This window comes from Salinimicrobium maris, assembly GCF_049680855.1.
GTDB lineage: Bacteria > Bacteroidota > Bacteroidia > Flavobacteriales > Flavobacteriaceae > Salinimicrobium.
Map to the genome: position 1 here is coordinate 869,652 of NZ_JBMPGS010000001.1, position 23,426 is coordinate 893,077.

Consider the following 23,426-nt stretch of genomic DNA (forward strand, 5'->3'; position numbering starts at 1 on the left):
CTGGCAATTGGCTTTTGACCAAATTGTACGGAATTTTTGTTCGCCTGTGGCGAACGAAAAGGAGTAGCAAGAGGGTAACACGCGATGCGATGTTAAGCACTCCTTTTCATTTTCAAAATGCTGATATTCAGCAACTTGAAAAAATAAAAAATTCCCGACCTTTCACAATTTGCGACAAATGCCCTGTGAACGCCCATTTTTAGGGGAGGATTTGCGACAAATCGGCCAATTATGGACTCATTTATCGGCATCAGGTTCAAAAAGGAAACGGCAAAACGTTTTCAGGAATTTTCAAGGACACACTTCAAATCGCACACCGAGGCAATGGCAACAATGCTCGATTTTTTCTTCTACAACGAAATTTCCCCAAAGGAAAAATTGGGGCCTACGGGAAGGACAATCGAAGCTTCTTTAAAGAAACGTATAAATGCGGTGATTGCCATTATGAGGGATATGGAAAAGAGCCAGACCAAACCCACCGTCGCAATGTTGGAATCCCTTTTTCAAACCGAAGAACCTAAAAAGAAACCGTTGATTTTGGAAAAGAAAATTATTGAAGAGAAGAAGGAGGTACGTTTTCAGGAAAAGCAAAATAATAAGAATGAACTGTAAATTTTTGAGCTATGTACATTACCATCACACCTCAAAAATTAGGGAACAATTACTCGCAAAGTTCAGCGGATTTTGTGGGCTACCTGGAGAAGGAAAACCAGGATCTGGAACAGGGAGCCCTGCCTGCCGGCAAGGCAGGTATGGAACATTTTTTCAATCAATATGATGTTGAAATATCAGCGGATGAAGTTGTAAAGGAAATTGATGGAAATGGTGCCAAACTCAAAAAGACAGAACCGAAATTCTATTCGATTACGGTCAGCCCTTCCAAATACGAACTGAACCGGTTACAGAACAACAGCGAGGATCTAAAAAGATACACCCGAGAACTGATGAAGGACTACGTGGCTACCTTCAATCGGGAAATCAACGGAAGACCGATTAGCATCGATGATATTAAATATTACGCCAAAATAGAACACCAACGAACTTTTAAGGGAACGGACTGGCAGATTAGGGAAAACCAACCCTTTGCTACCAAAATATTGCAGCTCAAAACAGAAATCAGAAACATTAAAGAGGGGCGAGCTGAAGGCAATATCAAACTATTGCAGAATAAAATTGACCGATTGGAAAAGGAAGCTCCGCACCAACAGGACGGGAAGCGAATTGTCCAGGGGATGCCAAAGGCAGGAAATCAAAGCCATATCCATATCATCGTAAGCAGAAAGGATGCATCCAATACTTTCAGTCTTTCTCCTGGGAGCAAGCATAAGGCCTCGGAAGTCCAGATGCATGGTAAGAATGTAAAACGGGGCTTTGACCGTGATCAATTTTTTGACCGGGCAGAAAAGACCTTTGACAGGACTTTTGTCTATCAAAGAAACTTTGCCGAGACCTATAAGGCCCGAAAGGATTTCATCAAAAATCCTAAAATATATTTTGCATCGCTGATGAAATTGCCCACCAATGAAAGGGCGATTGCTTTTAAAATTATGAAGGAAAGTGGTGTTCCAATGCTACCAAGTATTCCGGTTACACAGGCACAACTGGCAATGAAAGTATTCAACCGCCTGCGCCGTGGTGTGGAAGTGGCTATTAAATCAAGTTCAATAGGTATCTAAAGGAAAAACAATGATGCAACTAACCAATCCCCTACATATACTCTTAATTATCGTTTTGACAGCTTCAGTATTTTATGGACTATATCGGATTTCCAAATATGCCTTTTTCATAAATACTGTGCTGCTTTTGGGACTGATAGCCTATTTGTATTATCCGCATAATACGATAAAAGCACTACTTTATTTAGGTTGTCCTTTATTGTTGGTCAATACGGTATTTTACGTTTTTCTGCATAAACCGGATTTAAAGCAAAATACCTCTGAAAAATATCGGGTAACTTTTAAAACAGACAAGAAAAGTTTTAAAATTGAAAACATCAAACGTGGTGCATCCATTATTGGGTCTGCCGGAAGTGGAAAAACCGAAAGCGTCGTTTACGGATTTTTAAAACATTTCCAGGAACATGATTTCTGTGGGGTTATTCACGATTATAAGGATTTTGAACTTACCGAAATGGCGTACCCGTTATTTAAAAATTCGGATATTCCTTTTCGTATAATCTCCTTTGACAAAATTATTCATAGGGTAAACCCCATTGCACCCCGGTATCTCGAAAACGAAGAAAGTGTAAATGAAATTTCCCGGGTACTTATTGAAAATCTTCTGGAACAGCGGGAATCGGGAACCACGGGAACCTCGAAATTTTTTAACGATGCAGCTGAAGGTTTGATAGGCGGATTGATTTGGAAACTGAAAACATCCTATCCTAAATTCTGCACCTTACCCCATCTAATCGCCATCTATCAATATTTGGATACGGATAGTCTCATAAAGTTTTTAGAGACCAATACCACCTCCAGAGCCATGGCAGATGCTTTCATTAGCGGCAAAGATTCCGAAAGACAGACCGCAGGAGTGAAAAGTACCCTGGCCAATGCTCTGAAACGCATAAGCACACAAAATATTTTTATGGCCCTTTCTGCAGATGAAGTGCCATTAAATATTAATAATCCGGAAAATCCTGCTGTGATTTCAGTAGTGAACAATCCTAAATTTGAGACCTCTTATTCACCTGTGATTGCCACTATAATCCACACGATTATAAAGCAAATGAGTGTGCGTAACTCAAATTCTTCCTTTCTTTTAATGGAAGAAGCACCAACCATTCGGTTGTTAAATATGCACCGCATTCCGGCGACATTAAGAAGTTATGATATAGCAACTGTTTATGTAATGCAGGACAAGATTCAGAATGATATGATGTATGGTGATAAGGCCAGTAAAGCTATTTTAAGTAACCTTTCATATCAGTTCTTTGGGAAGGTCAATGACCCGGACACCGCTAAATATTATGAACGCTTTTTTGAGATCGTCAAAAAGGAAACAACCAGTATCAACCGTGGTTACAGTCTTGATTTTGATACTCGCATTACCACCGGGGAACGGGAAATCCCAAAAATACGGGCTGATGCCTTTTTCCGATTAAGGCAGGGGGAATTTATTACCTATGCGGATGGGGAGGATAAAAAGGTACAGTTTAAGTTATCAGAAATTGAAAGGGAGCTTCCACAAGAGACAAAGATGTTTGCCAAAGCTGATTTAGAAGCTAACTTTGACAGGATCTATGGTGAAGCAAGATCTATTTTTGATTAAAAAAATAACCCAAAATTATCTAGCTTAATGAGAAGACAGTAGATTTGATGATTGTATTGTGGATAAGTGCGAAAAAATTATTACAAGGTTTTTATATTCGGTAATTTTACAAGATGTTTTATAGAAGAAAAATAGTTTTTGCGTTGTTGGAGAAGTTCAAAGAAGGATTGGAAAGTACACGTCTTCAGAAACTTATGTTTTTGTTGACTCAAATGCAAAAAGAACCCGACTACGAATTTATGCCTTATAGATTTGGTTGTTATTCTTATTCTTTAAAAGCGGATCTTGTTGCAATGGTTAAGCATAACTGGTTGGTTACAGCCGAAAAAAGTTATACTCTTAATATCAATAAGAATTACTATAAGGAGTTGAAAGCAAGCGACCAAGAACTTGTCAATGAAACTTTTGAACTTTACGGTAAAATGAATACAGAGGTGATTACAAAACATACTTACCTCAATTTTCCTTACTATGCCACTAAGAGTGTAATAGCCGAAAAAATTCTTCCTGAGAAATTTTTTGAAAAAGCTTTGTCAGCGCGTGCTATTGAGGAAAGTACAGTTTTATTTACAATCGGTTATCAGGGTATATCGCTTGAAGAATATTTAAACAGATTAATAAGGTCGGATTTCTAATTCCATAAAGTGGAGGGTTTCTAATATTTAGGTCCACTAATGTAATTTAAAATCATAGCAATCGAAAATCGGATAGCAAAGGTTAAAATTAAAAAGGCACTTCCTCCCGTGGTTTCTGCTCTGTTACCTTCCACTGCCCATCTTCTTTAACCAATTTGAATACGCTCGGTTTTTCTTCGAACGAAGTGGAATAGCGAACCCAGGCTGCGTCACCATCAATGGTATCCTCAATGACTGCAAAATTGATTTCGGAGCTTTCATTTTCTGCAAACAATCCCTGGAGGCTTGATAAAATAGCATAACTTTCGGTGGTTGTGTGTTTTTCCAGGGTAGCAGTGTCGTTGTGGTAAAAACTTTCCGCAACAATTTTTGCAGTTTCGGTATGGGTCATTTCTTTATCACTACACGCTACCAGGGCTATAATGACAGAAAATAGAAGAACTTTTTTCATGACATTTTTAATTAGGGTTATTGATATATTTATGTGGTACTTTTAATTTAATATTTCTCCCACCGTTTTTTTCGCTCAGTTCAAGAATGACCCTGCGGTCATCTCCCAAAGAAAATTTAGGTAGCACATAGACCATTTTTTCTGTTTCACCTTCTTTTATTCTAGCGGGCATACCATATCTAAATACAGGTTCTTGATAAATGGTCTGGGAGGATTTCCTTTTTCCTTTTTGCCTGGTCTCAATTCCGAAATTCAGGAAATTCACATCATAATCCAGGGATGATTTGTTTTCGATCTGGATAACGAAATAGAGCTCTTCTTTATCAAATACTATATTTTCAACGCTTAACACAATATTCTGATCTCGCTTTTTTAATCGTCCTATTCTTTGTGTTCGATTAACCAGAAAGGAACAAAATTTGTCATAATAGTAGGTCTTGTCCCTTTCTTTAAGCTCTTCCTTATTTACCTCCGATTCATCAATGACCACAGGCTTTTCATTGCCGATAGTATCAGATGTTAAAACAAAATAATTCAGCTGATTAAGCTGTTCCTTATACTTTACAATATACGAAAAAACCGAACCATTTGAACTGACTACCAGAAGATTACTTTCTTTTCCAGGCGTGGCCTGTAAGAGTCCGAAATGTTGTTCCGCTTCCCGGTTATAAGTAAAAACAAAATTGTCAGAACCTGTTATTCCCTGCCGTATAGGTTTCGGAAAGAACAGGGCCACATTTTTTTGGTCATTTGCAAAAATGGTGTCGAGGATTTTTCTTTCTTGAGCCAAACAAGGACGAAATGCAAAAGAGGTGAAAAACAGGAGGAATAAAATATTAGTTTTCATAGTTCAGATTTTAAAATTAGTTTGTAATCATTAAGGACGGTTACTTTGACGTTCCGGTTATTGCGCCTAAGAACCTTGGTTATTCCACTAATTTGTGGCACACTTGGAATATTTATGTCCTGTATGATATCATCCAGAACCTCACTGGTTGCCTCAGCCCGGAAACTGTTTACCACATAAATACCTTCGCTGCCATCCTGGAGGTCGAAAGCCTTCAGGTTTACCGGATGATGGTCTATATTTTTAACTTCGACCAATGTCCTGTTAGGTTTAAAATTGATAAAGCCATAGACAATAGTATTTTTAGGAATCCATTGATCATTGATCTTAGCTGTCGATGTCAGGCGCATTCGGAGGCGAGAATTGGTCTTTACGACCTGGTTCCCATCGACCACAGCATATACAACCGAATGGCTATCCGCTGCAACAAGCCTATTGTCTGAAGTAGGGGAGGAGGCAAAGAACAGTTGATGCTCCAGTCCCATTTCCTTAGCTTCAATTTTATGTTCCTGCTTTATCTCCTCAATTTCTAATTGAGGAGTGGGAGTGGAAAGCTTTTGTTCTGGCGTGAATTCCTGGTCTATTCCTTCTGAATATTTTATACGTCCAGATTCATAGATACTGTCAACAATCCTTTCCTTTTCCTTTTCGGTTAATTCTCTGTCATAGAAACCCAGGGAATCTATCAGCTTCTCATCGTAAATACTGGGAGCATTGGTTTCCCGTACTTCCCTCAAATCATTTATAGCATCAAGTTTGGAATCGTATTCCTTTGATTCCTGTTCCAGTTCAGGAACCAAAGTTTGTTTCAAATTTTGGCTCTCACTTTCGTCATCGCCCATAATCATTAGCGAATAGGAAATTAGAAATAGGAGTATTACTGCGATTACAGCCCCAAACACTATTTTATTCTTTTCAATTTTCATTATTTAGTTTCTTTAAAGTGTTTTCAAAGTAATTAGTGATAAGCAACCCGTGAGGGTTGTTGGGAAAGTTCCGGTCTACAGTGATCAAGTTTCCTGTGGAAACCAGCTCATAAGTATCGATTACAGATCCGCGGTTGATTTCAAAAATGGTAGTGCTTTTAAAGCTGTAAGTTCCTGCTTGTTCGGCTACCTCAGAATTTATACTAAGTACCTTTTGCACCAGGGAATATTGAATCAACCTGTTGTAAACACCATCAGCTTTCTTCTGCCGGTATAGGTTGTCGACAGAGCTGTTTCCCAGCCAAAGCGCTTTTTCCAGGTTTTTTTCATAATTGCTGGCATCGATGTTATAGAAGTAATTATGAAACAACTCCAAATGTGCCAGTGCTTCCACCCTGAAGTTTTCTTTTTGGGAAACCAGTTTTAACGGGATTACCTCTCCGTTTGTATTAACCGCAAAGGCACTGTTCAGTGCTCTTTTATGAATTGAAAATGCTATCCATCCTGAAAAGATGCTCGAAGAGAATGCGCAAATAACTACAGCAATAACTACAAACCTATTTAGCTTTAACACGGCACATATATTTTGATAAGGTGTTTTCATGATGTGAACAGTCTTAGGGTGAAAGAAGTTGCTCGCCTGTAAAGTTTAAACTTGAGAAAAACTATAAACCCGATAGATCCCAGTTCAACTACCGGGGCAAAAAAACCACTACCCACGTCAGTACCGAACAGGTTTGTCCATAAGTTGGTATTAATTTCTGTGTAAATTGCATTGATAAAAACGTTTACCAGGAAAAATGCAGGTACAAGCATATAGACTGCGGCATATAACTTGAAGAAATTATATGCCAGGGAACGAAACTTCTCAAACACCGCCAGGCTTATGACCAGTGGAAAAAAAGCCTGCATCAATCCCAATAAAAAGTAACGTTCAGCCAAAAATAAGGGGTAAATGAACAGGTCCAATAACCAGAGAAACAAGCTAATTATAAATGCAAAGAATTTAAATCCATAAAGTGGAGTTACTAATGCTTCGTAAAGTAATGCCATAGCTTTTCTTGCCGCATCCACGATGCTTACATCTTCTTCAATGGGGATGTCCTGCATCTGCAAGGGAAGCAAAGCAGGAGCCGTATCCCGATAACGATCTTCAATGGCCACTAGAATTCCATCAAAAAATCCTAAAATTTGTGTGGAGAAAATTACCAGTAGCACTACTGCAAAATTCTTTGCAAGTTCCCCGGGACTCAATCCCCATGTATAACCGTCCTTATCGGCAATACCTTCATTGTATTTCTTAAGGATGTTCACAAGGAAAAAGAGCACAGCGAGCGTTTTCATTCCCACTAAGGTGTACTGTGAAAATTCACTGTTCTGGATGGTCTGGAAAACCGTATCGACATATTCCAGTCCAATTCCTAAAATGATGTTAGCACTCATCTCTAAAAATTTGTTTCACGATTGTTGATCTTATCCTGCATCTTTCTGAAAGAAATGATATTCCGATAGCGTTTGGTTTTCATATTGATCTCCATAACCATTTCCCTGGACTGCATTTCCTTTTCCTGAAGCATTTCTGTACGCTCCCCGTCACTCATTTTTAGATAATCGCTGGACAAGATTTCATCTATGAAATCCATTGTTTCCAAAGAATTATCTACAATGGCATTAAAAGATTCCAATACCCGCGTAACTTCTTCCGGTTTGATATAGGGCGAGTTTAGGATTTCTCTTAGATCGTTTTGCATTATCCCGATAAGACGTTGATTGTTTCGGCCTATTTCGCGGACTGCCTTCAGTTGCTTCACGACCGTATTCACCTTCTCAAGATTTTCTTTCTGCTGTTTCAGGAATTCAGCAGTTTTTAAAAGTTGTGAGGTTTGCTTGGCAGATTCGACCAGCGACTTCACCAGGCTGATAAAGTTCGTATTATCGTAAACCGGCATTCCCTGGGCCCGGGTGTTTAGACTAAAAAAGATAGCCATTCCAAGAATTAAAATTTTTGTTCTCATATTTTTATTTTTTTGGATGAATACTCTGTAATTGCTTTCTCCATATCCTGATGCTTTTCATAAAGCTTCATTATTTCTTCATTCTCGTATCCATCGGTTAAATATGCTGCATAAACTTCCCTTGGCACTTCCAGACGGAAGACATTGCTTTCCTTTCCAATCTTGATAAACATTTCAGTGTACTTCCGTTCCCCGGAAAGATTGTTCCTGATGGATTTTAGCTGGTTAAGATCGTGGCTGGAAAGGTTTAACCGCTTGGCCAGCTCGTTATACCCCTTTTCATTATGCAGGCTGTAAATGACCTGAGTGTTCTCCAGGATACTTGCCGAGATGGAATTGTTCGGCAGCTGGTTAATAGATTGTAAGATGATACCGATTGCCCCGTTCTGTTTCCGAATTGCCTGATAGTAGAATTCCACGCTTTCCAGTACGTTCTCAAATTTCAACTGCTTCGCAAATTCATCAAAAAGGATAATTCCTTTCTCGGCACGATTTTTCCAAATGGTTCGTTGGATAGCGGATTTAATCAGCTTAAGCATTACTGAAAGAACTTCCTTGTTATCCTTTACTTCATCAAGCTCAAAAACAATCAATCTTTTATCTTCAATTTTATAGGTCTGGTCCTCGCTAATCTCAAAAAGGAAACTGTACAGGCCATCTCCAACATATTCTGACATCACGTGCAGGAAGTTCACTATGTTGAAGTAATCCGCATGGATCTTCAGTTTTTGCAGGAGATCCTTCTGATTGGTTTCTACAAACCGATAAAAATTATCCAGGGAATGCTTTTCAGGAACATTCGAATAGTAGTGGAGCAATATTTTTCTGATCGAAACTGATTGTGCTTTGGTGACTTTTAAATCTGAGCCGAAGAGTTCAAACAGGAACATTGACAAATCCTCCAGCCGTTCTGGCGTGACATCTTCTGAATTACTGATGTAAAACGGATTAATACCCAAATTTTTCCCGCTTTCATATCTCAGAACAGTATACTTTTCAGGATATAATTTTGCGAATTTTGTATAGGAGCCACCAAGATCAATGATCACCAGGCGCACTCCGCTCTCAAAGTACTGGCGCAAAATATTATTGGCCAGAAAAGATTTTCCTTCCCCTGTAGGGGCAAAAATGGCAAAGTTCCGGGCTTTAATCCGCTTCTTTCCCTCGTCCCATACATCCTTTAGCACCGGGATGTTGTGTTCCCGGTCATTGAAGATGATTCCTGTGGGATCAGATTTATAATTGGTATTATTAATCAGCAGGCACAGCGCATGTTTTAAATCGGTCACATATAGATCTGAATTGGAAAAATTGGAAGAGAAACAACAGTAGCTATTCAGCACATAATTTTTACGTTCTTCCCCCCGCGGGTAGTACGGCGTAATATCAAGTTCCTTAAATTCAGTCTTTACCTTCGAAGCTATCTGGGCCAGCTCTCCGGCTTCCTTAGCCCAATAGATGACATTGAAATGGCCACGGATAATTCTGGACGTATCATCCGCATTTATCTGATCAAGGATATGCTGAATTTTACCCAGCACAACCTTATTCTGAGATCCGAAATTTGAACTTTTATGAAGTTCTTCGATTTTGTTATCAAGGAGCTTCCGCCATTTTTGTTTGTCATCCAGGTAGAGAATCTGGTTTACCATATGATTTTCATTAAGGGTCAAGCCGAGGCCGTCAATAAAGCCCTGGTGGAATATAAACTCATCGGAAGTAAACCTTTCATTGACCTTACTGCTCTGAACAGTTTCTCCAAAACAGCGTTCGCTGTTGATAGCCAGGGCATCAAAATAATTGTCGCCAACCTGAATATTGGATTTATTTAGCAGCATATCTGTATCAAAACCTTCAGAAAAACCATTAAAAAAGCTATTGGTTAAAGCCTGAATTTCCACGGCGCCCAGAGGTAGAAAAGACATCCTACGGCTATTATTGATAAAGGAAACGGAATCGCTCACAGAGCTGATAAAACTTTTGAGATTATCATCCAGTTCCTGGCACATCCCTTTAGAGACCTTTCGAAATGGATTGACATACTTCGGGTTATTTAATGCTTTGTTTTTGGTGAGGATAAAAAACAGATAGCAGCGATGTTCCATATATTCCCTGCCTTTGAAATGTTCGTGTGTTGCCTTTTCTAAAAAGGTAGTATTTGGCAATAACTCCGCAGAATAAGATTTTTTTAAATAAATGTCCTGTTTGTGTACAACACTTCCATTGGGCAAAGATTTTAGGGCCTGGAACCAAACCCCATGAATATCTTTAAAGTCCTTTTCAGATAAAGAGTAGATTTCAGGTAACATCCCCTCATAGCAAAGAACTACGTTACCATTATTGGCAAAAATGATATTGTCCTGAATATCGATTATGGGCGTAAAGTCCGAAAGATTAATCTTGTTCATAATTAAAATTTGAATTTCTTCTGTTGCTGATGATTTCTGGAAATTTTACCGAAACCTGAAAGAGCTGTGATGTTCTGGTTATTCTGATTAGTACTAAATAAAGGATACAATTGAGGATCAAAGCACTAATGATGATCCAGAAGCTGAAAGAGAAAATGATGACCAGTAATGAAGCTACTACGCAAATCATCATTAAAGCAAAGGAGGAGATGGGCAGCCCAAAAATGACAGCCCCTTTCCTAATGTTTCTATAGACTTCAAACTGTTTCATTAGACCACGATTGAAATCAAATAGGTGAAGATGCCCACTACTGCTCCTGCAATAAGGACAAAGACGAGCACCCGGGTAATCCCCTTTTTAAGGTCTGCATTTTCCCCAAAGAAGTGGCCTGCGTTAAACAGGAAGCCGACAAGAAAGATCACTCCAAGGAGGATTGGGAAGATGGTCCGGATCGTATCGGCAATATCATTAACCGAATTTTCAATTCCCCCGATTTGTGCAAAAAGCGGTAAAGAAACCAGGGACAAAAAGAGCGTGGGATAGATTGGTTTTTTCATAAAGCACAGTTTAAAATTTTGTGTTGTTTTTGTTATGGAAAAAATACATATATTTCAATATAATACGTTGAAAATCAGCATAATAAATAAAAAATAATATTTGATTTTTAATAGTTTAGTTTGATATTAAATGATGTCAAACTGAATTGAAATCACCAGGAGAACTGGTAACAACCTGAAAATTTTAAATGCTCATGAAGCTGAAAAACGTCATTTTTCTGGTTTTGCTCCTGAAAATGTGTTTCATTTTTGGGCAGGGAAAAGAACATCGAAAAAGAATTATTGTCGATGTTGGTCATGGAGGAAAAGACCCTGGTGCGATCGGAATAAACGGAATCCAGGAAAAAGATGTTGTCCTGGCCATAGCAAAAGAAATGATCAGGCTCAATAAAACAATATTTGGAGATGTGTACGACATTTATCTTACAAGATATGATGATAGTTTTTTCACCCTTTCAGAAAGGATCAACTTAGCAAAATCATTAAGGGGAGATATATGTATTTCCTTGCATTGCAATTCATTTTATAGCGATGCCAAGGGAATGGAAATTTTTACATTTAATTCTGAATCCATAAAAAATGACTATAACACCAGGACTTCAATCGCTCTTGGAAATGAAATTCTAAAAGAGTCTACTCTTAATTTAAACATTGAAAACAGGGGGATGAAATTTGCCAATTTTCAAGTACTCAGGGAAATGATTAAGTTTTATCCTGCTATTCTAATTGAAGTAGGCTTTTTGAATAATCCGGTTGAGGCAGTGTATTTTTCCAGACCATCAGGTATTACAGCAATAGCATTGGCTATTTTATCAGGAATAAATAATCATTTAAAATCGAAATAATGAAAGAAGCATTTTTAGAAATTATTAAAAGTATTGGGGATGTTGTAAAAGCTTTCGTTTCAGAAACTTTAAAGCAACTTTCGGACTTAAAAAAATGAACCATGGCTTGATGATAAGTTGTTATTATCTCTTCAAATTTATATCATAGATGCCCATTTCTATTTCCGCTTATCCCCCACGGTTTCATCAAAAGCAACAAGATTGAATAATTCCCGCATACGGCTTCGGACTCTGTTTCCGTAACGTTCTTCCAGCTCCTCAGCGTTAAGGTTGGTCGTTGCGTGGGTTTTTATGTGTTGCTTTGTCTGTAGAAAAAATTCATATCGCGATAAAAGGACTTCGCCCATTACGTTACAGTCTTTGCCGTAATAGCGACCGGGTGGTTCAACACCCAGATCATCAAAACAAAAGAATTTGGTGTTCCCGTATTCTTCAATCGTTTTATAGCCCAAATGGTTGAAGCTGAAGGTCACATTCCGGCAGGGAATCATTTCGTAAGGCCGCTGCAAAGGAACCAGATGGTGTAATAACTTCATCAAACTTGTTTTGCCGCATCCGACCGGGCCGGACAGCAAAATACCTTTTTCAAGATCTATCCCAAATTTCTGGCAGTTATCTTTTTCCTTTATAAAATAAGAGCACAGCTTCAGTAAAATATCACGGTCGTCCTCATAGATCCGGAATTTTTGTCCGAATAGAAGTTTTCCTTTGGCATTTAGGTAGATGAGCATTTTTGGAAAATCGTAAACAACGGTTTTCCCATCAAACTTTCCCAGGGAATATTCCATACCACCTTCGATAATTTTAGAGGGGTTGTCCATAATCTTTTGCTTTAGTGGTTCTGAGGTTGTCCTGATTTTGGGACGCTCGCTTTTTGTTTTGTTTGTTTTCCTCTCCGAATAATTCTATTCGGTCCATCCAGTTTTTGGCCAGGGCACGCCAATCCCTTATCGCTTTTCCGTCACTGGTTTTCCAATCATCTGCCTGATAATGTTCATAGAATTTTTTTCCTTCATCAGCAGAAAAATCTTTTTCCTCAAAAAAAAATAAAACAGCCTGCCTGTCCTTTGGCTGTTTATTAATGTTTACTTGTTTAGTATTGTTTATATAAGATACCAATGCTTGTCCACTCACGGGACGGTGCGAGTCCACAGCTTGTCCATTGGTGGGACGGTGCTGGTACACCACTGGTTCATTTTTGGGATGGTAGCGTTCCGCAAGATGTTCTAATCTGGGATTGTACTGTCCCGTCTCCGATTCATCACTTGTCCCGATAATGGACATCTTGATCTTACTGCCTTTGTAAGGGTTATTCGACGGAAAATAGCAGAGGTATCTCCAGGTATCAAGATCCGTGACACACCTATGGTATGTGGATTTGGAGCCGATTTTGGCTACACGCATCAACTCTCTGCGGTTAACGAAAAATTCATCGGCAAACCGGCTACTGTTCCATTCCTGAAACAAAGCCATATACAGGCTGATGTGCGTTGGATTTAGGCGGTCATCAAAAAAAAATTTTTCAAAAGCCGCATTAAGAAGCTTTATATAATTCATCGCTTAGGAATTTAAACCATGCTGCACACGATTGGTATCCATCACGTTCTGGATTTCCTCTGCATCGTAATATATGATTCCGCCCACTTTTGTGTATGGGAGCGTACCATTTATTCGTAAATTTTGAAGGGTTCCCGGACTTACCTGGAGCAGGTCCATCACTTCGGAAGATTTAAGGTATTTTTTAATTCTTCCTGAAGTTTGTTTGGCAAGAAGGTCTTTAATCTCATCGAGCAATTCCATTTTGAATTCCCGAAGATCGTCTGTGGTAATTATACTTGTTGGCATAATAGAATTTTTTAGAAGAAAGGGACTACCAAAGGGTTAAACTTTTTAAATTGATAGCCCCTGACTGAATTTGACTTTCGTTCTACAAAATTGGGAGGGATTACTGGATTTTATTCCCCAGTACGACCGTAGTACGGTCAAAGTTTAACATTTTGAAATTTGATGAACTTTGGCTGTTTTTATCCTATAAATTTTAAACTTAAATCTTCAAATAACATTAAATTAAATGGAGGTTTGAAAAAAATATCGATTTCGGTAGGTCAACCGTAGTACGGTCTTTTTTTATCAATTCTGGAAGATCAAAAAATCCAAAAATTTTAGTCTTCACTCTTATCCATTTCGGAAAGTAGTGAGGTCGCTAATTGGTCAAGAAATAACGTCCTGCTATTTTTTCTGCCCTTGATGTCCTGATTGGTTTTGTAGATGTCCCTTGGTGTATAATCAAAGATTTCCTGAAGCTTTTGTGAAACCTTCATAATGCTAAGGCCATTTTGGTTTCGAAGTCCATTATACCATAGGGCATAAACCAATTCCACCCAATCCGAATTCGTAAATGGCCAATGTATTTTTTCGGTGGCATGGAGCTTTACCTCTTTTCCATTAAGATTATTTTCAACATTGGACATTCGTTCATCCAGATAAATAACCAATGTATTGTAGGCTTTGAATTTACCTAGGAGCATGTCCCTGGGCGTGCAAAAATCAGGGTCCTGAAAATAGAATTTTGAAGTGGTTATATGAAAGCTATCCAGGTAATCCCGGGTGTAATATTCTTTGTCGAAATGGGTGGCCCCGGAATTGACATACTGCCCGAAATCCATATTGTACAGAAAGAAACGATTTAGCTTACCAATTTTCTTTTTTATGAATTTAAGCTGGGAGTTTTTATCCGCTTTTGGAAACTGGATTTCAAAGGAATGGATTTCTGAGAAATAAATGAGTTGAACTAGGGGAGCCTGTTTTATAGTTTTAAAGAATTCAATTTCGGCTTCAATTGAGTCAAAGCCTTTAGCTATGACTTCTCTTTTGAGTGTAATGAGTAGGTTACGACAGACTTCAATAGAGCGATAGGATTGTTTAAGGATATTCTTACTGTGAAGTTTGATTTCCTTCAGATCTTCCAATAGCTTGTATGAGAGCAATTCTGTATCCATCTGTAACAATTTTACTGTAAAGCATCATACACTTTTTTATATAAATGGTTAGATAGTCCATTCGAGTCTATCGACTACGAATGATCAAAAAGGAAATTGGGAGGTACTTTCCTTACAGCTAAAGAACCTCCTTGAAGATAATCACAAATACCTTTACTGTCAGTAATTGATGCCGTATTTTATTACGGAAAAGCCCGTATTTTCCTACGGAATACGAGCTAGAAACCCAAAATAGTATTGAAGCTATTCATTCTTTGGCTTGAAGCGGGATATGAATTGACCTCTATTCTTGACCGCAGTTTTTTTAAAAATATTTGAGGCATGTTTAGAAACAGTGCTTTCTGCTATGAAAAAATCTTTGGCAATTTCTTTATAGGATAATCCTCGTAAAATGGATAATGCAATTTCAACTTCCCTTCTTGTCAGATCTCCATAAATTATTTTGTTTTTCAGGGCTTCATTTCCTTCTACTTTTTGAAAAGCAAAGACTTCGAAGGCTTCAGGCTTATTCTTCAGAAAACGAAGGTATCTATTTACTTCAATAACTGTTATTGCATAGAAAGCCAGGTTCATTACAGTGAATGTTAACCATTGATAATCACCTATAACTGTTAGTATGGGCAAAAGGGCTATGCAAGAGATACTTATGATGGCTAATCTGTTTTTTTTAGAAACAAATGAATTTGGATTGTCGATGTTTGAAATCCTTCTGTAAAATAAGCCGAGAAAAATAAATGCTATAATTGAAACCGGGATCGTGAAAAGAAGCCTTGCTGAATCTAAAGAATTTGTAAGGAAGTAGGGAATTAAGAATAACAGAATAAAACTACAACCTACCAGTATAGCAATATTGGGAATAGTGGAACCGAATTTTAAAAATTCAATATCATAGTCCTTATACAAATAATAAATTATGTATACACATAGTGCTATTGCTACGCCATAAGTAATGATGTATTGAACAATTATTGGATCAGGAAAACTTTCTGTTGGGAGGAATCCCCCGGTTAAGTTGTAAGCAATATACAGCAACCCTAGAATTATATACCTTCTTAGGCTCAGGCGTTTTAGCTTTGCATTTTGAATGACAGCAATAAGTACAATAATGGTGTCAATCAAAAGATAGAAAAAGGTCGTCCAATGGATTGAAGTGCCAAACATCATTGTTTTTCATCTTTAGGCTCGAATTTATTTGTCTTTAAATTTTTAGTCACATTGCTCCAATGAAAAATCCTGCCGTTCATAGCAACATATACATCAGGTTTTAAAAATTGCAAGGAGCATATCGCATAACCTAAATTAAAAGGTGCATCCGTGTTCTTTGATGAACCTAAGATAAATGAACCTACGAGAACAATTGTTTTATCAAGGTTAAGTTTTCCTATATGCGCCGCAGTATCTTCCATAGTGAAAGTGCCGTGGGTGATCAATATTTTAGAAGAACCGGTTGCTTTAATTCTCTCTGCTAAAAATTCCCGGTCTTCCTGAGTTATGAAACGACTGTCTTTTTTGAAGACTTCCTCCAAGGTAAAAGGAAATGAAACATTTGCTGATTCCAGAAAATTACTTAATGAAATTTTTCTGGCGCTTTGTTTTTGATTATAATCCAGGCCTTCGATGGTGCCTCCTGTGGTAAGTATATGTATCAAAATTGTAAGATTTGGGATTTTACGTACTAAAGATAAGATACTTACTCTTTACAGGGTGATCCTTTCCCTTTTTTTACCCGTACCCAATCGGCTTCAGTCAACTTTGCTATGGCAACTGTTTCGATTAAGTTCTTTTGTGGGTAACTTGTAATCTTTAGCATATCTCTGAAAAAACAAACGGTTAATAGAATGGTCTATAGGCTTAAATACTACTTTGCCCACTGCTAAAAATAGTTCAGCACCCAAAAGAGAACAACCGCCACGTAAACAAATAAAACAGCACCCAAGGTATAAACCTGCCAGCGTTTAAAGCCATGCTCTCCTTCACTACTTCCCCAGTGAATAAAAGCAGCATAAAGTATAGCTACAAGGCCCACAAAACTTAGGACGGTAATGAACAAAGGGAAATTTTCAACCGGTACCGTTACCAGGGCAAGGGGCAAAAATGCTACTGCTAAAGTAGCCGCATGATCGCCTATTACACTAGTGACGGCAGAGGTTATCTGCCCGCTTTTGGCTACACTCCAGGTGGCAAAGATTTCAGGAAGCGCAGCCATAGGCGCTGTTATAAATAAACCACCTACCACTTTAGAAATACCAAAGGCGGCAACTAAATTCTCCGTAGCTCGAACAGTAAAAAAGGCCCCCAGCCCCAGAGCAGCTACACCTGCCACTGCCAGCCAGATTTCTTTTTTTTTCCATTCTATTTTTTCCTTTTCTTTTCTTCCCCTTAAAAGGGCCTGGGTAAGAAAAATTACATACAAACCCAGCATGATCCAACCATCCACAGGCTGTAAACCCCGCCACTGCTTAGGAACGGTGAGTATCGCCACTACCGCCACAATTACCAAATAAGGGATAGCCTGTACGGTGACAGCGGTTGGGTCTACTTTTAGCAGCTGCTCTTTGATATGTTGTCCATGGTTTTTTTCAGCCTTCTTTTTCTTCAGATTCCTTGTAGCTATATAAGCCGTGATGACCATTAGAGGAATGGCAATAACATTGGAGCCCAGCATTGTCCCTAAACCTATATCGCCTACACCTGTAACAGCGCTGGCAATGTTAACTCCTATTTCAGGGCTTGCCGAAGCTATCCCTACGAGGGCTCCTCCGGCAGCCACAGAAAAGCCCCATTGCTTCCTTAGTTTTTTTAAAGGTGTTGCTAAATGTTCTGCGCCCCAATTTGCCAGCCATACGGCAGCAAGCAAAACCAATGCCCAGATCCATGTACTCATATCTGCTTTTAAAGATTTTTTTAAGTTCTCAAAATAAATTTCGTTTTTCTAGCTGATGAACATCCTTTCTTGCGAAATAGTTTCTCAGACTTATCTTAGCCTTAATTAAAACCGAATAGAGAATTATCCCAGTTTAAAAAAAGATAAAGGAACTTTCTCCTAAACTTCTGTTAGAACCTTTTTTATTTCTCTTCTTCCAAACCTTAAAAACAAATTCCAAGAAAAATTAGCCTTGTAAGTCTTTCAAAACAAACCAAAAAAATAAAAATGCTAATACAAATAAGCCTATAAGCATTAAAATTCCATTTATTCTGTCCTTTCTGGTAATTTTACTTTTCGGGGATTTTTTATTCTTTATCTTTTTTATTTTCCTTCTGGTTTTTGGATCTACAGTCATTTGGCTTTCTTTTTTCTTGAAACTGGCTTTTTTAAATGATTTTCTTCGGAAAACAGAGCAATTGCTTCAATTTTAATTCATAGTTTCTTCACAATATGCGTTCTTTGGAAAATACCTATTCTATCATGGGTTTTTATCTGTGAATATATCGGTATATTGTTTGGCAGATAATCTTACATGTTCAAAGAGTATTTTAAGTCTCTTCTTATAATCTCAAATACATCTTGCCCCGTCACTTGGATATTTTTAAAATTCTAAGGGCACCGCGCATTACAAAAGTGAACACGATTCCACCAATCACCAAATCGGGCCATTTACTATCGAGAAAATATACCAGCACACCGGCCAGGATTACCCCGCCATTTACAATAATATCGTTAGAAGTAAAAATCGCGCTCGCCTGCATATGCGCTTCCTTACTTTTGGCTTGGTTGATCAACCAAAGCGAAATAAGATTGCCCAGTAAGGCAAAAATGGAAACAATGATCATCCATTGAAACATTGGTATTTCACTTTCACTAAAGAATCTTCTTAAAATTTCCATAAATCCAAATGTCGCCAGTGCCATTTGGAAGTACCCGCTAAACTTTGCCACTTTCTTCTTTCTTGAAATAGCACCACCAACCGCGAACAGACTTAGTGCGTACACTATGGAGTCTGCCAGCATATCCAGGGAATCTGCAATAAGACCCATAGAAGACGAAATCCACCCCGTGGTCATTTCGATAATGAAAAAACCAAAATTGATTCCCAGGACCCACCAAAGAATATTTTTTTGTTTAGATTGGTCTTCCCATACGGGAGGCTCGGCTTCTTCGGTTCCCTGAAGTGTATCCCCAAGCTTTAAACTGGCTATTGATGTTTGTATATCCTCAATGCCATCCAAATGATACACTTGCAATTTTCTATTGGGTATATCAAAATCGAGGTATTTTACTTGAGGGTAAGCCTCTAATTTCATCCGGATCATTTGCTCTTCAGAAGGACAATCCATTTTCTGAATGGTAAAATTTGATCTTTTCATTTAAATTCTATTTAGTACCACAAAATTATTTTCAAAAACTCACTCCTAAAGATACTACTGTCTCTACCGAAATGGAAACAACATTGATATTCTGTACTTTTCTCGCTGTTTTTCAAATAATCTTTTTGTTTTTGATCTTTCATTCTTTATTAATCAAGGGTCATTTTGTTACCTTCTTGTGTTCTTGTTTTCATTTTGCTAAATCATAAAACCGTTCTGCAGCTCCTTTTATAGCTTCACCCGTATACCTTTTCTGAAAAATTTCCGTTTTTTATTAGTTGACTGGTAATTTCGAGTGCCTTCTTCTTTATTTTTGGATTCCAAATTCAGTTTGAAAATCTCCCAATGTCCACACCATAGTAATTCGCTTTAGAAGTTTTAATGGCCGAACAGCTCCTTCTCTTCCTCCGGTTTTAATTCTTTTTTGGGTTTCCTGTCCAAAAAATAATGTAGTACAACACCCACTACTATAGCCCCCCCAAAAGCAGCATATACCTGCCATTGATACTGGATTGTCAGACTTGCACTTATTAAAATGGCCAAAATGGGCAAAACAGGCAATTTACCAAGGGATAATGGTACTTTAAACGGTCTTTCCTGCTCGGGGGCCTTATACCTCAAAACTATAAGTGCAATATTGACTGCTATAAAGACTAGTAAAGCTCCTAAAGAAGACATTCCTGCCACTGTTTTTATGTCTCCAAGGAGGAGGAAAGCGCCAACTGCCACAAGAACAATCAATGTTGCCGCCCAGGGCACTTTTTGCTTGTTGGTTTTTTCTATAAATGTCGGAAGTTCGCCGGTTTTTGCCATCCCAAACAATAACCTGCTTATAGAGATAATTCCACTAAAGGCAGCATTGGCAGTTGCAAACAGTGCAGCAACCGCCAATACAACAGGGAGCCAGGAATTCAAATTCGATGCAGCAACTGAAAGGGGGGAGTCCTCATTGGCCAATTTAGAGGGATTGCTGATGTTCAAAACCGTAAAAGAAATAAACAAATAAATAATTGTAGTAATGAGCATTGTCAATAAAAAAGCCCTGGGGATTGTCTTTCCGGGATTTTTTACTTCCGAGCCCAAAGCCGCCATATGCTCAAAACCGGTATAAATAAAAAAGAGTGTGGCGGTTGCTGCCAGGGTATTTTCAAAGGATTCAATTTGAAAAAACTCTTTTTCCGGTGCACCTGTGCTTGTTAGTCCTACTACTATTAGAATCAACAGCCCGAGTAATTGAATACTCACCATAAAAATATTGGCGGTAGAGGATTTCTTTATTCCTGTGATGCTGATTAAAGCAAGTAAAATTAAAGCCCCGTAGCTAATCAACAATGAAGGAAATTGAAAGAACACATTAAGATATCCCGAAAAAGCCAGTAATACTGCTGCAATGGTAGCAGAACTATGAAAAGCAATGGTCCAGCCGGTAAGAAACGAGGGGATGTGGATCTTAGGAAAAGCCTTTTTTAAAAAGATGAATTCGGCACCTGCATTGGGAAAAGTTGAGGATAGTTCCGCATAAGATACCGCAGAGAAACTTGCGGCAACTGCGGCCAAAATAAAACTGAGCCAAAGGTCATAACCCGCCTGCCCGGCTGCGGCACCAATAACAGTATAAATTCCTGCGCCTACAATCGTGCCCACACCATAAAAGGTGAGCCTTAAAGTTCCTAATGATTTTTTTAGTTCAGCCATACTTTAACTTTTTAAATTCATTTAAATGCTAATTCTTTTAAATAATCAGGAAATCAAAATCTGTCGAGGTAAAAAAACTTCAGTAAAATATTATCTGTTTTACGCTTTTTACCCACTCAAGGATTGTTTAAATGTCACTGATATGTTTAAGGTTAATTTAAATCCTCCAATAGCATTTTACTTAAAATGTCAAAACTAAACACCAACGGCATTTTTGATGTTACTTTTGCTAGTAAAGAAAATTGCCTGGAAAAACAAATGTTTTTATGCCCGTTTCTTTTATCGCAAAGGCTTCCTCTCCTTAAGAACAAGGCTTCTTCCAATATTTTGAACATTCGTCAACGTTTTCTCGTTTTATAGATTCCTTTTCTCTAATTCAGCTTTTGCAATTCCCATTTCCAATGCTTCCTCTTTAGTGCAATTTCTGTCTTGGTAGAAAGAGACAGCATAGTTTAAGACTGCTTCCCGCACTTCTTCATCAAGAACACTAAGCCGCTGGTGAAATTCCTCAAATTGTTCTGCTCCTTTCATTGTTTTATTTTTTTGCTATCAAAAGTTACTGAAAGCTTCACTCCTATAAATTAGAAAAAAATAATCGTGGAGCACTTTTCCGCATTATAATTAATTAATGAAAGAGTGGAGATCCATTATTTAATCCTTAATATTCAACCTTTCTTCCATTTTGTAAAGCCTCCCATCCTTCTTTAAGGGCATAAGGAACAATCAGAAGAGCAGCCACCGGATCGGCCCACCACCAATCTAGATACTGAACCGCCAGTAAACCTCCCAATACAGCAATGGTTTGATACAAACACACAAAGGTATCTTTGGAGTCGGCTATTAATTCCTGGCTGTCCAGCTTTTTACCGTACCTGAATTTGTACCAAATCAGGATAGGGTTAACCACGAGTGAAACCAATAAAATTATTAATCCCAAAGTACTCCAGGAAGGAGTTTCTTTGTTGAGTAACTTTGTTATAGAGTCGTAGGTAATAAAAGTACTAACAATTAAAAAAGAAGTAGCAATTACGTAGAGGGTGATTTTTTCTCTTTTCTTTACCCGTTTATCACTAATATCATGAATTTCACCATGTAACCTCCACCAGAGGGTACTTGCCGAAATAACTTCAATAACACTGTCGAGCCCCCAGCCAATCAAGGCTGCACTACCGGACGTAAATCCAGCCGTTAAGGACACACCTACTTCAATGGTATCATAAAACACATTGTACTTTTGAACTGTCTCTGCTTTTCTTAAATATTTTTTTCTTTCCTTGTCTGCCATAATTTTATTTTATGTTTAAATTCTGTAAGCTTAGCTTCTGAGCCACCTATGGACTTTATTCTCATAGGTGATTTAAAGAAGCAGATCCCAGGGGTAAAAAGCGGCTCCGTCAGGTTTTTCACCATCCCTGCCATTCTTTGTTCCCTATCAGAATCGTTTGTCTAATGTTTGTTCTTCAAATGGCAAAATTCTCCGGGGAAAGCCCACGGAAAATTTTAATTGAACACGTTTTCAAATTTTCCGCCCGGGCCAGATCCTATAATAGTTACATCAAATTTTTCCATTTTTTGAAATTTAAGTTTTAATATTGTTCACAACAACCCAAAGATTAGGTCTACTTTTTAGGAAACAGCGATTACATTCCACTTTGACCAATACTTTCTGATAGGGTTCACAGGAAAGTTATTGGCTTATGCCTTAGATTTCATCCTTCCAGATCATAAAACCATTCTTCCGCCTGTTTAATGGCTTCGGTTATCGCTTCTTTTTTTGTATACTTTTCCTCTTTCACAAGCTCGTTAGCTATTTCAAGAGCTTTTTCCCTGACTGGCGGGTTCAGGGATTCCAAATCTGTTTTAAAATCTTCAAATAGCCATTCCATAATGAGTTATTTTTGTTGAACAATTTTTTCCTGTTTGTTGACAGTTTTCTATCTCAAGAAGGATTTTTGCTGAAGACTACGCCTTTACTAAACCAATCCAGGCTTTGGCCGTATCCTTTTCGTTTAAATCAAAGTATTTTATTTGAGAGCCTGAAAAGAAATTTAAAACCTTTGTAGTCTTTTCCTGCCATATTTTATCTCCAACAATAGCCATATTTCCGTAGTCGGAAATATGTGCAGCATCTATTTTTAGATCTGCCCACAATCCTTCCAAATCGTAACCGTAGAAATCGTGCAGTTCAAAATAAAAATCCACTTTATTGTTTTTAGCAATAATTTTATCGATAAGCGGATGCAAATTTTCCACTTCCTCTTTTGAAACCTTACCGCTCACTTCCACGGCTATAAGGTTGTCTCTATCTGAATTTAAAAGGTTTATCATAATTTTTAATATTTTACTTAAAAATACTTCTAATTTGTCTACCACAGTAAAATCTTCAAAATTACTGTGACATATACTTAGCCTCTCCAACTAGAGCAGTTCCCATAGGACTCAATGTTAATATTAGTTGCATTTTAGTTCCTT

27 protein-coding genes are annotated in these 23,426 nt (G+C 38.0%); 6 read left to right on the forward strand and 21 right to left on the reverse strand.

All coding sequences use genetic code 11. The features are described 5' to 3' along the window. Positions 1–231: 231 nt before the first annotated feature. From ACOV1Q_RS04105 to ACOV1Q_RS04120, 4 genes are all read left to right on the forward strand, one after another. Entirely contained in the window at positions 232–612 is a 381-nt protein-coding gene (locus tag ACOV1Q_RS04105) for a BfmA/BtgA family mobilization protein (protein ID WP_189602826.1), read from the forward strand. A gap of 11 nt (positions 613–623) precedes the next feature. Then, positions 624–1,676, forward strand: coding sequence for a MobB family relaxase (gene mobB / locus ACOV1Q_RS04110; RefSeq protein ID WP_424493159.1), 1,053 nt, complete (start codon positions 624–626; stop codon positions 1,674–1,676). 13 nt (positions 1,677–1,689) lie between these two features. After that, the gene (locus tag ACOV1Q_RS04115) at positions 1,690–3,270 is read left to right on the forward strand and encodes a type IV secretory system conjugative DNA transfer family protein (RefSeq protein WP_189603395.1); all 1,581 of its coding nucleotides are present in this window, start codon (positions 1,690–1,692) and stop codon (positions 3,268–3,270) included. Positions 3,271–3,383: 113 nt separating this feature from the next. Then, complete coding sequence (locus tag ACOV1Q_RS04120) at positions 3,384–3,905, forward strand: hypothetical protein (RefSeq protein WP_424493160.1); 522 nt, start codon at positions 3,384–3,386, stop codon at positions 3,903–3,905. Between the two features lie 88 nt (positions 3,906–3,993). On the opposite strand, the gene ACOV1Q_RS04125 is transcribed toward ACOV1Q_RS04120, so the two are convergent. The 7 genes from ACOV1Q_RS04125 to ACOV1Q_RS04155 are packed head-to-tail and all read right to left on the reverse strand — an operon-like array spanning position 3,994 to position 10,552. Beyond that, entirely contained in the window at positions 3,994–4,356 is a 363-nt protein-coding gene (locus tag ACOV1Q_RS04125; protein WP_424493161.1) for a hypothetical protein, read from the reverse strand. Positions 4,357–4,363: 7 nt separating this feature from the next. After that, positions 4,364–5,203 (reverse strand): DUF4138 domain-containing protein, encoded by an 840-nt coding sequence (locus tag ACOV1Q_RS04130; protein ID WP_424493162.1) that lies wholly within the window; start codon positions 5,201–5,203, stop codon positions 4,364–4,366. After that, the gene (gene traM / locus ACOV1Q_RS04135) at positions 5,200–6,129 is read right to left on the reverse strand and encodes a conjugative transposon protein TraM (RefSeq protein WP_424493163.1); all 930 of its coding nucleotides are present in this window, start codon (positions 6,127–6,129) and stop codon (positions 5,200–5,202) included. Before traM ends, ACOV1Q_RS04130 begins: the two co-directional genes overlap by 4 nt. After that, positions 6,119–6,733 carry a conjugal transfer protein TraK gene (locus tag ACOV1Q_RS04140; RefSeq protein WP_424493164.1) on the reverse strand — a complete coding sequence of 205 codons (615 nt, stop codon included), beginning with the start codon at positions 6,731–6,733 and terminating at the stop codon, positions 6,119–6,121. The genes traM and ACOV1Q_RS04140 overlap by 11 nt, the downstream gene beginning before the upstream one ends. Then, complete coding sequence (locus ACOV1Q_RS04145; RefSeq protein ID WP_424493165.1) at positions 6,730–7,572, reverse strand: hypothetical protein; 843 nt, start codon at positions 7,570–7,572, stop codon at positions 6,730–6,732. Before ACOV1Q_RS04145 ends, ACOV1Q_RS04140 begins: the two co-directional genes overlap by 4 nt. Before the next feature lie 2 nt (positions 7,573–7,574). Then, positions 7,575–8,144 (reverse strand): conjugal transfer protein, encoded by a 570-nt coding sequence (locus tag ACOV1Q_RS04150; protein WP_424493166.1) that lies wholly within the window; start codon positions 8,142–8,144, stop codon positions 7,575–7,577. Continuing rightward, positions 8,141–10,552, reverse strand: coding sequence for a TraG family conjugative transposon ATPase (locus ACOV1Q_RS04155; protein ID WP_424493167.1), 2,412 nt, complete (start codon positions 10,550–10,552; stop codon positions 8,141–8,143). Before ACOV1Q_RS04155 ends, ACOV1Q_RS04150 begins: the two co-directional genes overlap by 4 nt. 110 nt (positions 10,553–10,662) lie before the next feature. On the opposite strand from ACOV1Q_RS04155, the gene ACOV1Q_RS04160 reads away from it, so the two are divergent. Next, positions 10,663–10,806, forward strand: a complete 144-nt coding sequence (locus tag ACOV1Q_RS04160; protein WP_168025968.1) for a hypothetical protein — start codon at positions 10,663–10,665, stop codon at positions 10,804–10,806. Between the two features lie 16 nt (positions 10,807–10,822). Here ACOV1Q_RS04160 and ACOV1Q_RS04165 read toward each other — a convergent pair whose 3' ends face one another. Then, a complete protein-coding gene (locus tag ACOV1Q_RS04165; RefSeq protein ID WP_168025969.1) occupies positions 10,823–11,110 on the reverse strand; it encodes a hypothetical protein in 288 nt (95 codons plus the stop codon). Positions 11,111–11,304: 194 nt separating this feature from the next. Between ACOV1Q_RS04165 and ACOV1Q_RS04170 the strand changes: the two genes are divergently transcribed. Continuing rightward, complete coding sequence (locus ACOV1Q_RS04170) at positions 11,305–11,955, forward strand: N-acetylmuramoyl-L-alanine amidase family protein (RefSeq protein ID WP_424493168.1); 651 nt, start codon at positions 11,305–11,307, stop codon at positions 11,953–11,955. A gap of 158 nt (positions 11,956–12,113) precedes the next feature. Here the strand turns inward: ACOV1Q_RS04170 and ACOV1Q_RS04175 are convergent, their stop codons facing one another. From ACOV1Q_RS04175 to ACOV1Q_RS04235, 13 genes are all read right to left on the reverse strand, one after another. Continuing rightward, the gene (locus ACOV1Q_RS04175; protein WP_168025971.1) at positions 12,114–12,776 is read right to left on the reverse strand and encodes an ATPase; all 663 of its coding nucleotides are present in this window, start codon (positions 12,774–12,776) and stop codon (positions 12,114–12,116) included. Beyond that, entirely contained in the window at positions 12,760–13,512 is a 753-nt protein-coding gene (locus tag ACOV1Q_RS04180) for a hypothetical protein (protein ID WP_168137305.1), read from the reverse strand. The genes ACOV1Q_RS04175 and ACOV1Q_RS04180 overlap by 17 nt, the downstream gene beginning before the upstream one ends. Positions 13,513–13,515: 3 nt before the next feature. Next, positions 13,516–13,800, reverse strand: a complete 285-nt coding sequence (locus ACOV1Q_RS04185) for a helix-turn-helix domain-containing protein (protein ID WP_168025973.1) — start codon at positions 13,798–13,800, stop codon at positions 13,516–13,518. Between the two features lie 317 nt (positions 13,801–14,117). Next, positions 14,118–14,954: an RteC domain-containing protein gene (locus ACOV1Q_RS04190; protein WP_168025974.1), complete on the reverse strand. Its 837-nt coding sequence runs from the start codon at positions 14,952–14,954 to the stop codon at positions 14,118–14,120. 243 nt (positions 14,955–15,197) lie between these two features. After that, positions 15,198–16,073 (reverse strand): helix-turn-helix domain-containing protein, encoded by an 876-nt coding sequence (locus ACOV1Q_RS04195; protein ID WP_235942521.1) that lies wholly within the window; start codon positions 16,071–16,073, stop codon positions 15,198–15,200. Positions 16,074–16,114: 41 nt separating this feature from the next. After that, positions 16,115–16,603 carry an asparaginase domain-containing protein gene (locus ACOV1Q_RS04200; RefSeq protein ID WP_168025975.1) on the reverse strand — a complete coding sequence of 163 codons (489 nt, stop codon included), beginning with the start codon at positions 16,601–16,603 and terminating at the stop codon, positions 16,115–16,117. A gap of 224 nt (positions 16,604–16,827) precedes the next feature. Next, positions 16,828–17,838 (reverse strand): sodium:calcium antiporter, encoded by a 1,011-nt coding sequence (locus ACOV1Q_RS04205; RefSeq protein WP_168025976.1) that lies wholly within the window; start codon positions 17,836–17,838, stop codon positions 16,828–16,830. Between the two features lie 629 nt (positions 17,839–18,467). Then, entirely contained in the window at positions 18,468–19,259 is a 792-nt protein-coding gene (locus ACOV1Q_RS04210) for a cation efflux transmembrane domain-containing protein (protein WP_209309364.1), read from the reverse strand. Positions 19,260–19,637: 378 nt separating this feature from the next. Beyond that, on the reverse strand, positions 19,638–20,954 hold the full coding sequence (locus ACOV1Q_RS04215) for an APC family permease (protein WP_168025977.1): 1,317 nt from the start codon (positions 20,952–20,954) through the stop codon (positions 19,638–19,640). Between the two features lie 354 nt (positions 20,955–21,308). Continuing rightward, positions 21,309–21,485, reverse strand: a complete 177-nt coding sequence (locus ACOV1Q_RS04220; RefSeq protein WP_168025978.1) for a hypothetical protein — start codon at positions 21,483–21,485, stop codon at positions 21,309–21,311. A 127-nt stretch (positions 21,486–21,612) separates the two neighbouring features. Continuing rightward, a complete protein-coding gene (locus ACOV1Q_RS04225; protein WP_168025979.1) occupies positions 21,613–22,239 on the reverse strand; it encodes a cation diffusion facilitator family transporter in 627 nt (208 codons plus the stop codon). Between the two features lie 424 nt (positions 22,240–22,663). Beyond that, on the reverse strand, positions 22,664–22,840 hold the full coding sequence (locus tag ACOV1Q_RS04230) for a hypothetical protein (protein ID WP_168025980.1): 177 nt from the start codon (positions 22,838–22,840) through the stop codon (positions 22,664–22,666). A 76-nt stretch (positions 22,841–22,916) separates the two neighbouring features. Continuing rightward, complete coding sequence (locus ACOV1Q_RS04235; RefSeq protein WP_168026017.1) at positions 22,917–23,282, reverse strand: SpoIIAA family protein; 366 nt, start codon at positions 23,280–23,282, stop codon at positions 22,917–22,919. Positions 23,283–23,426 lie beyond the last annotated feature (144 nt).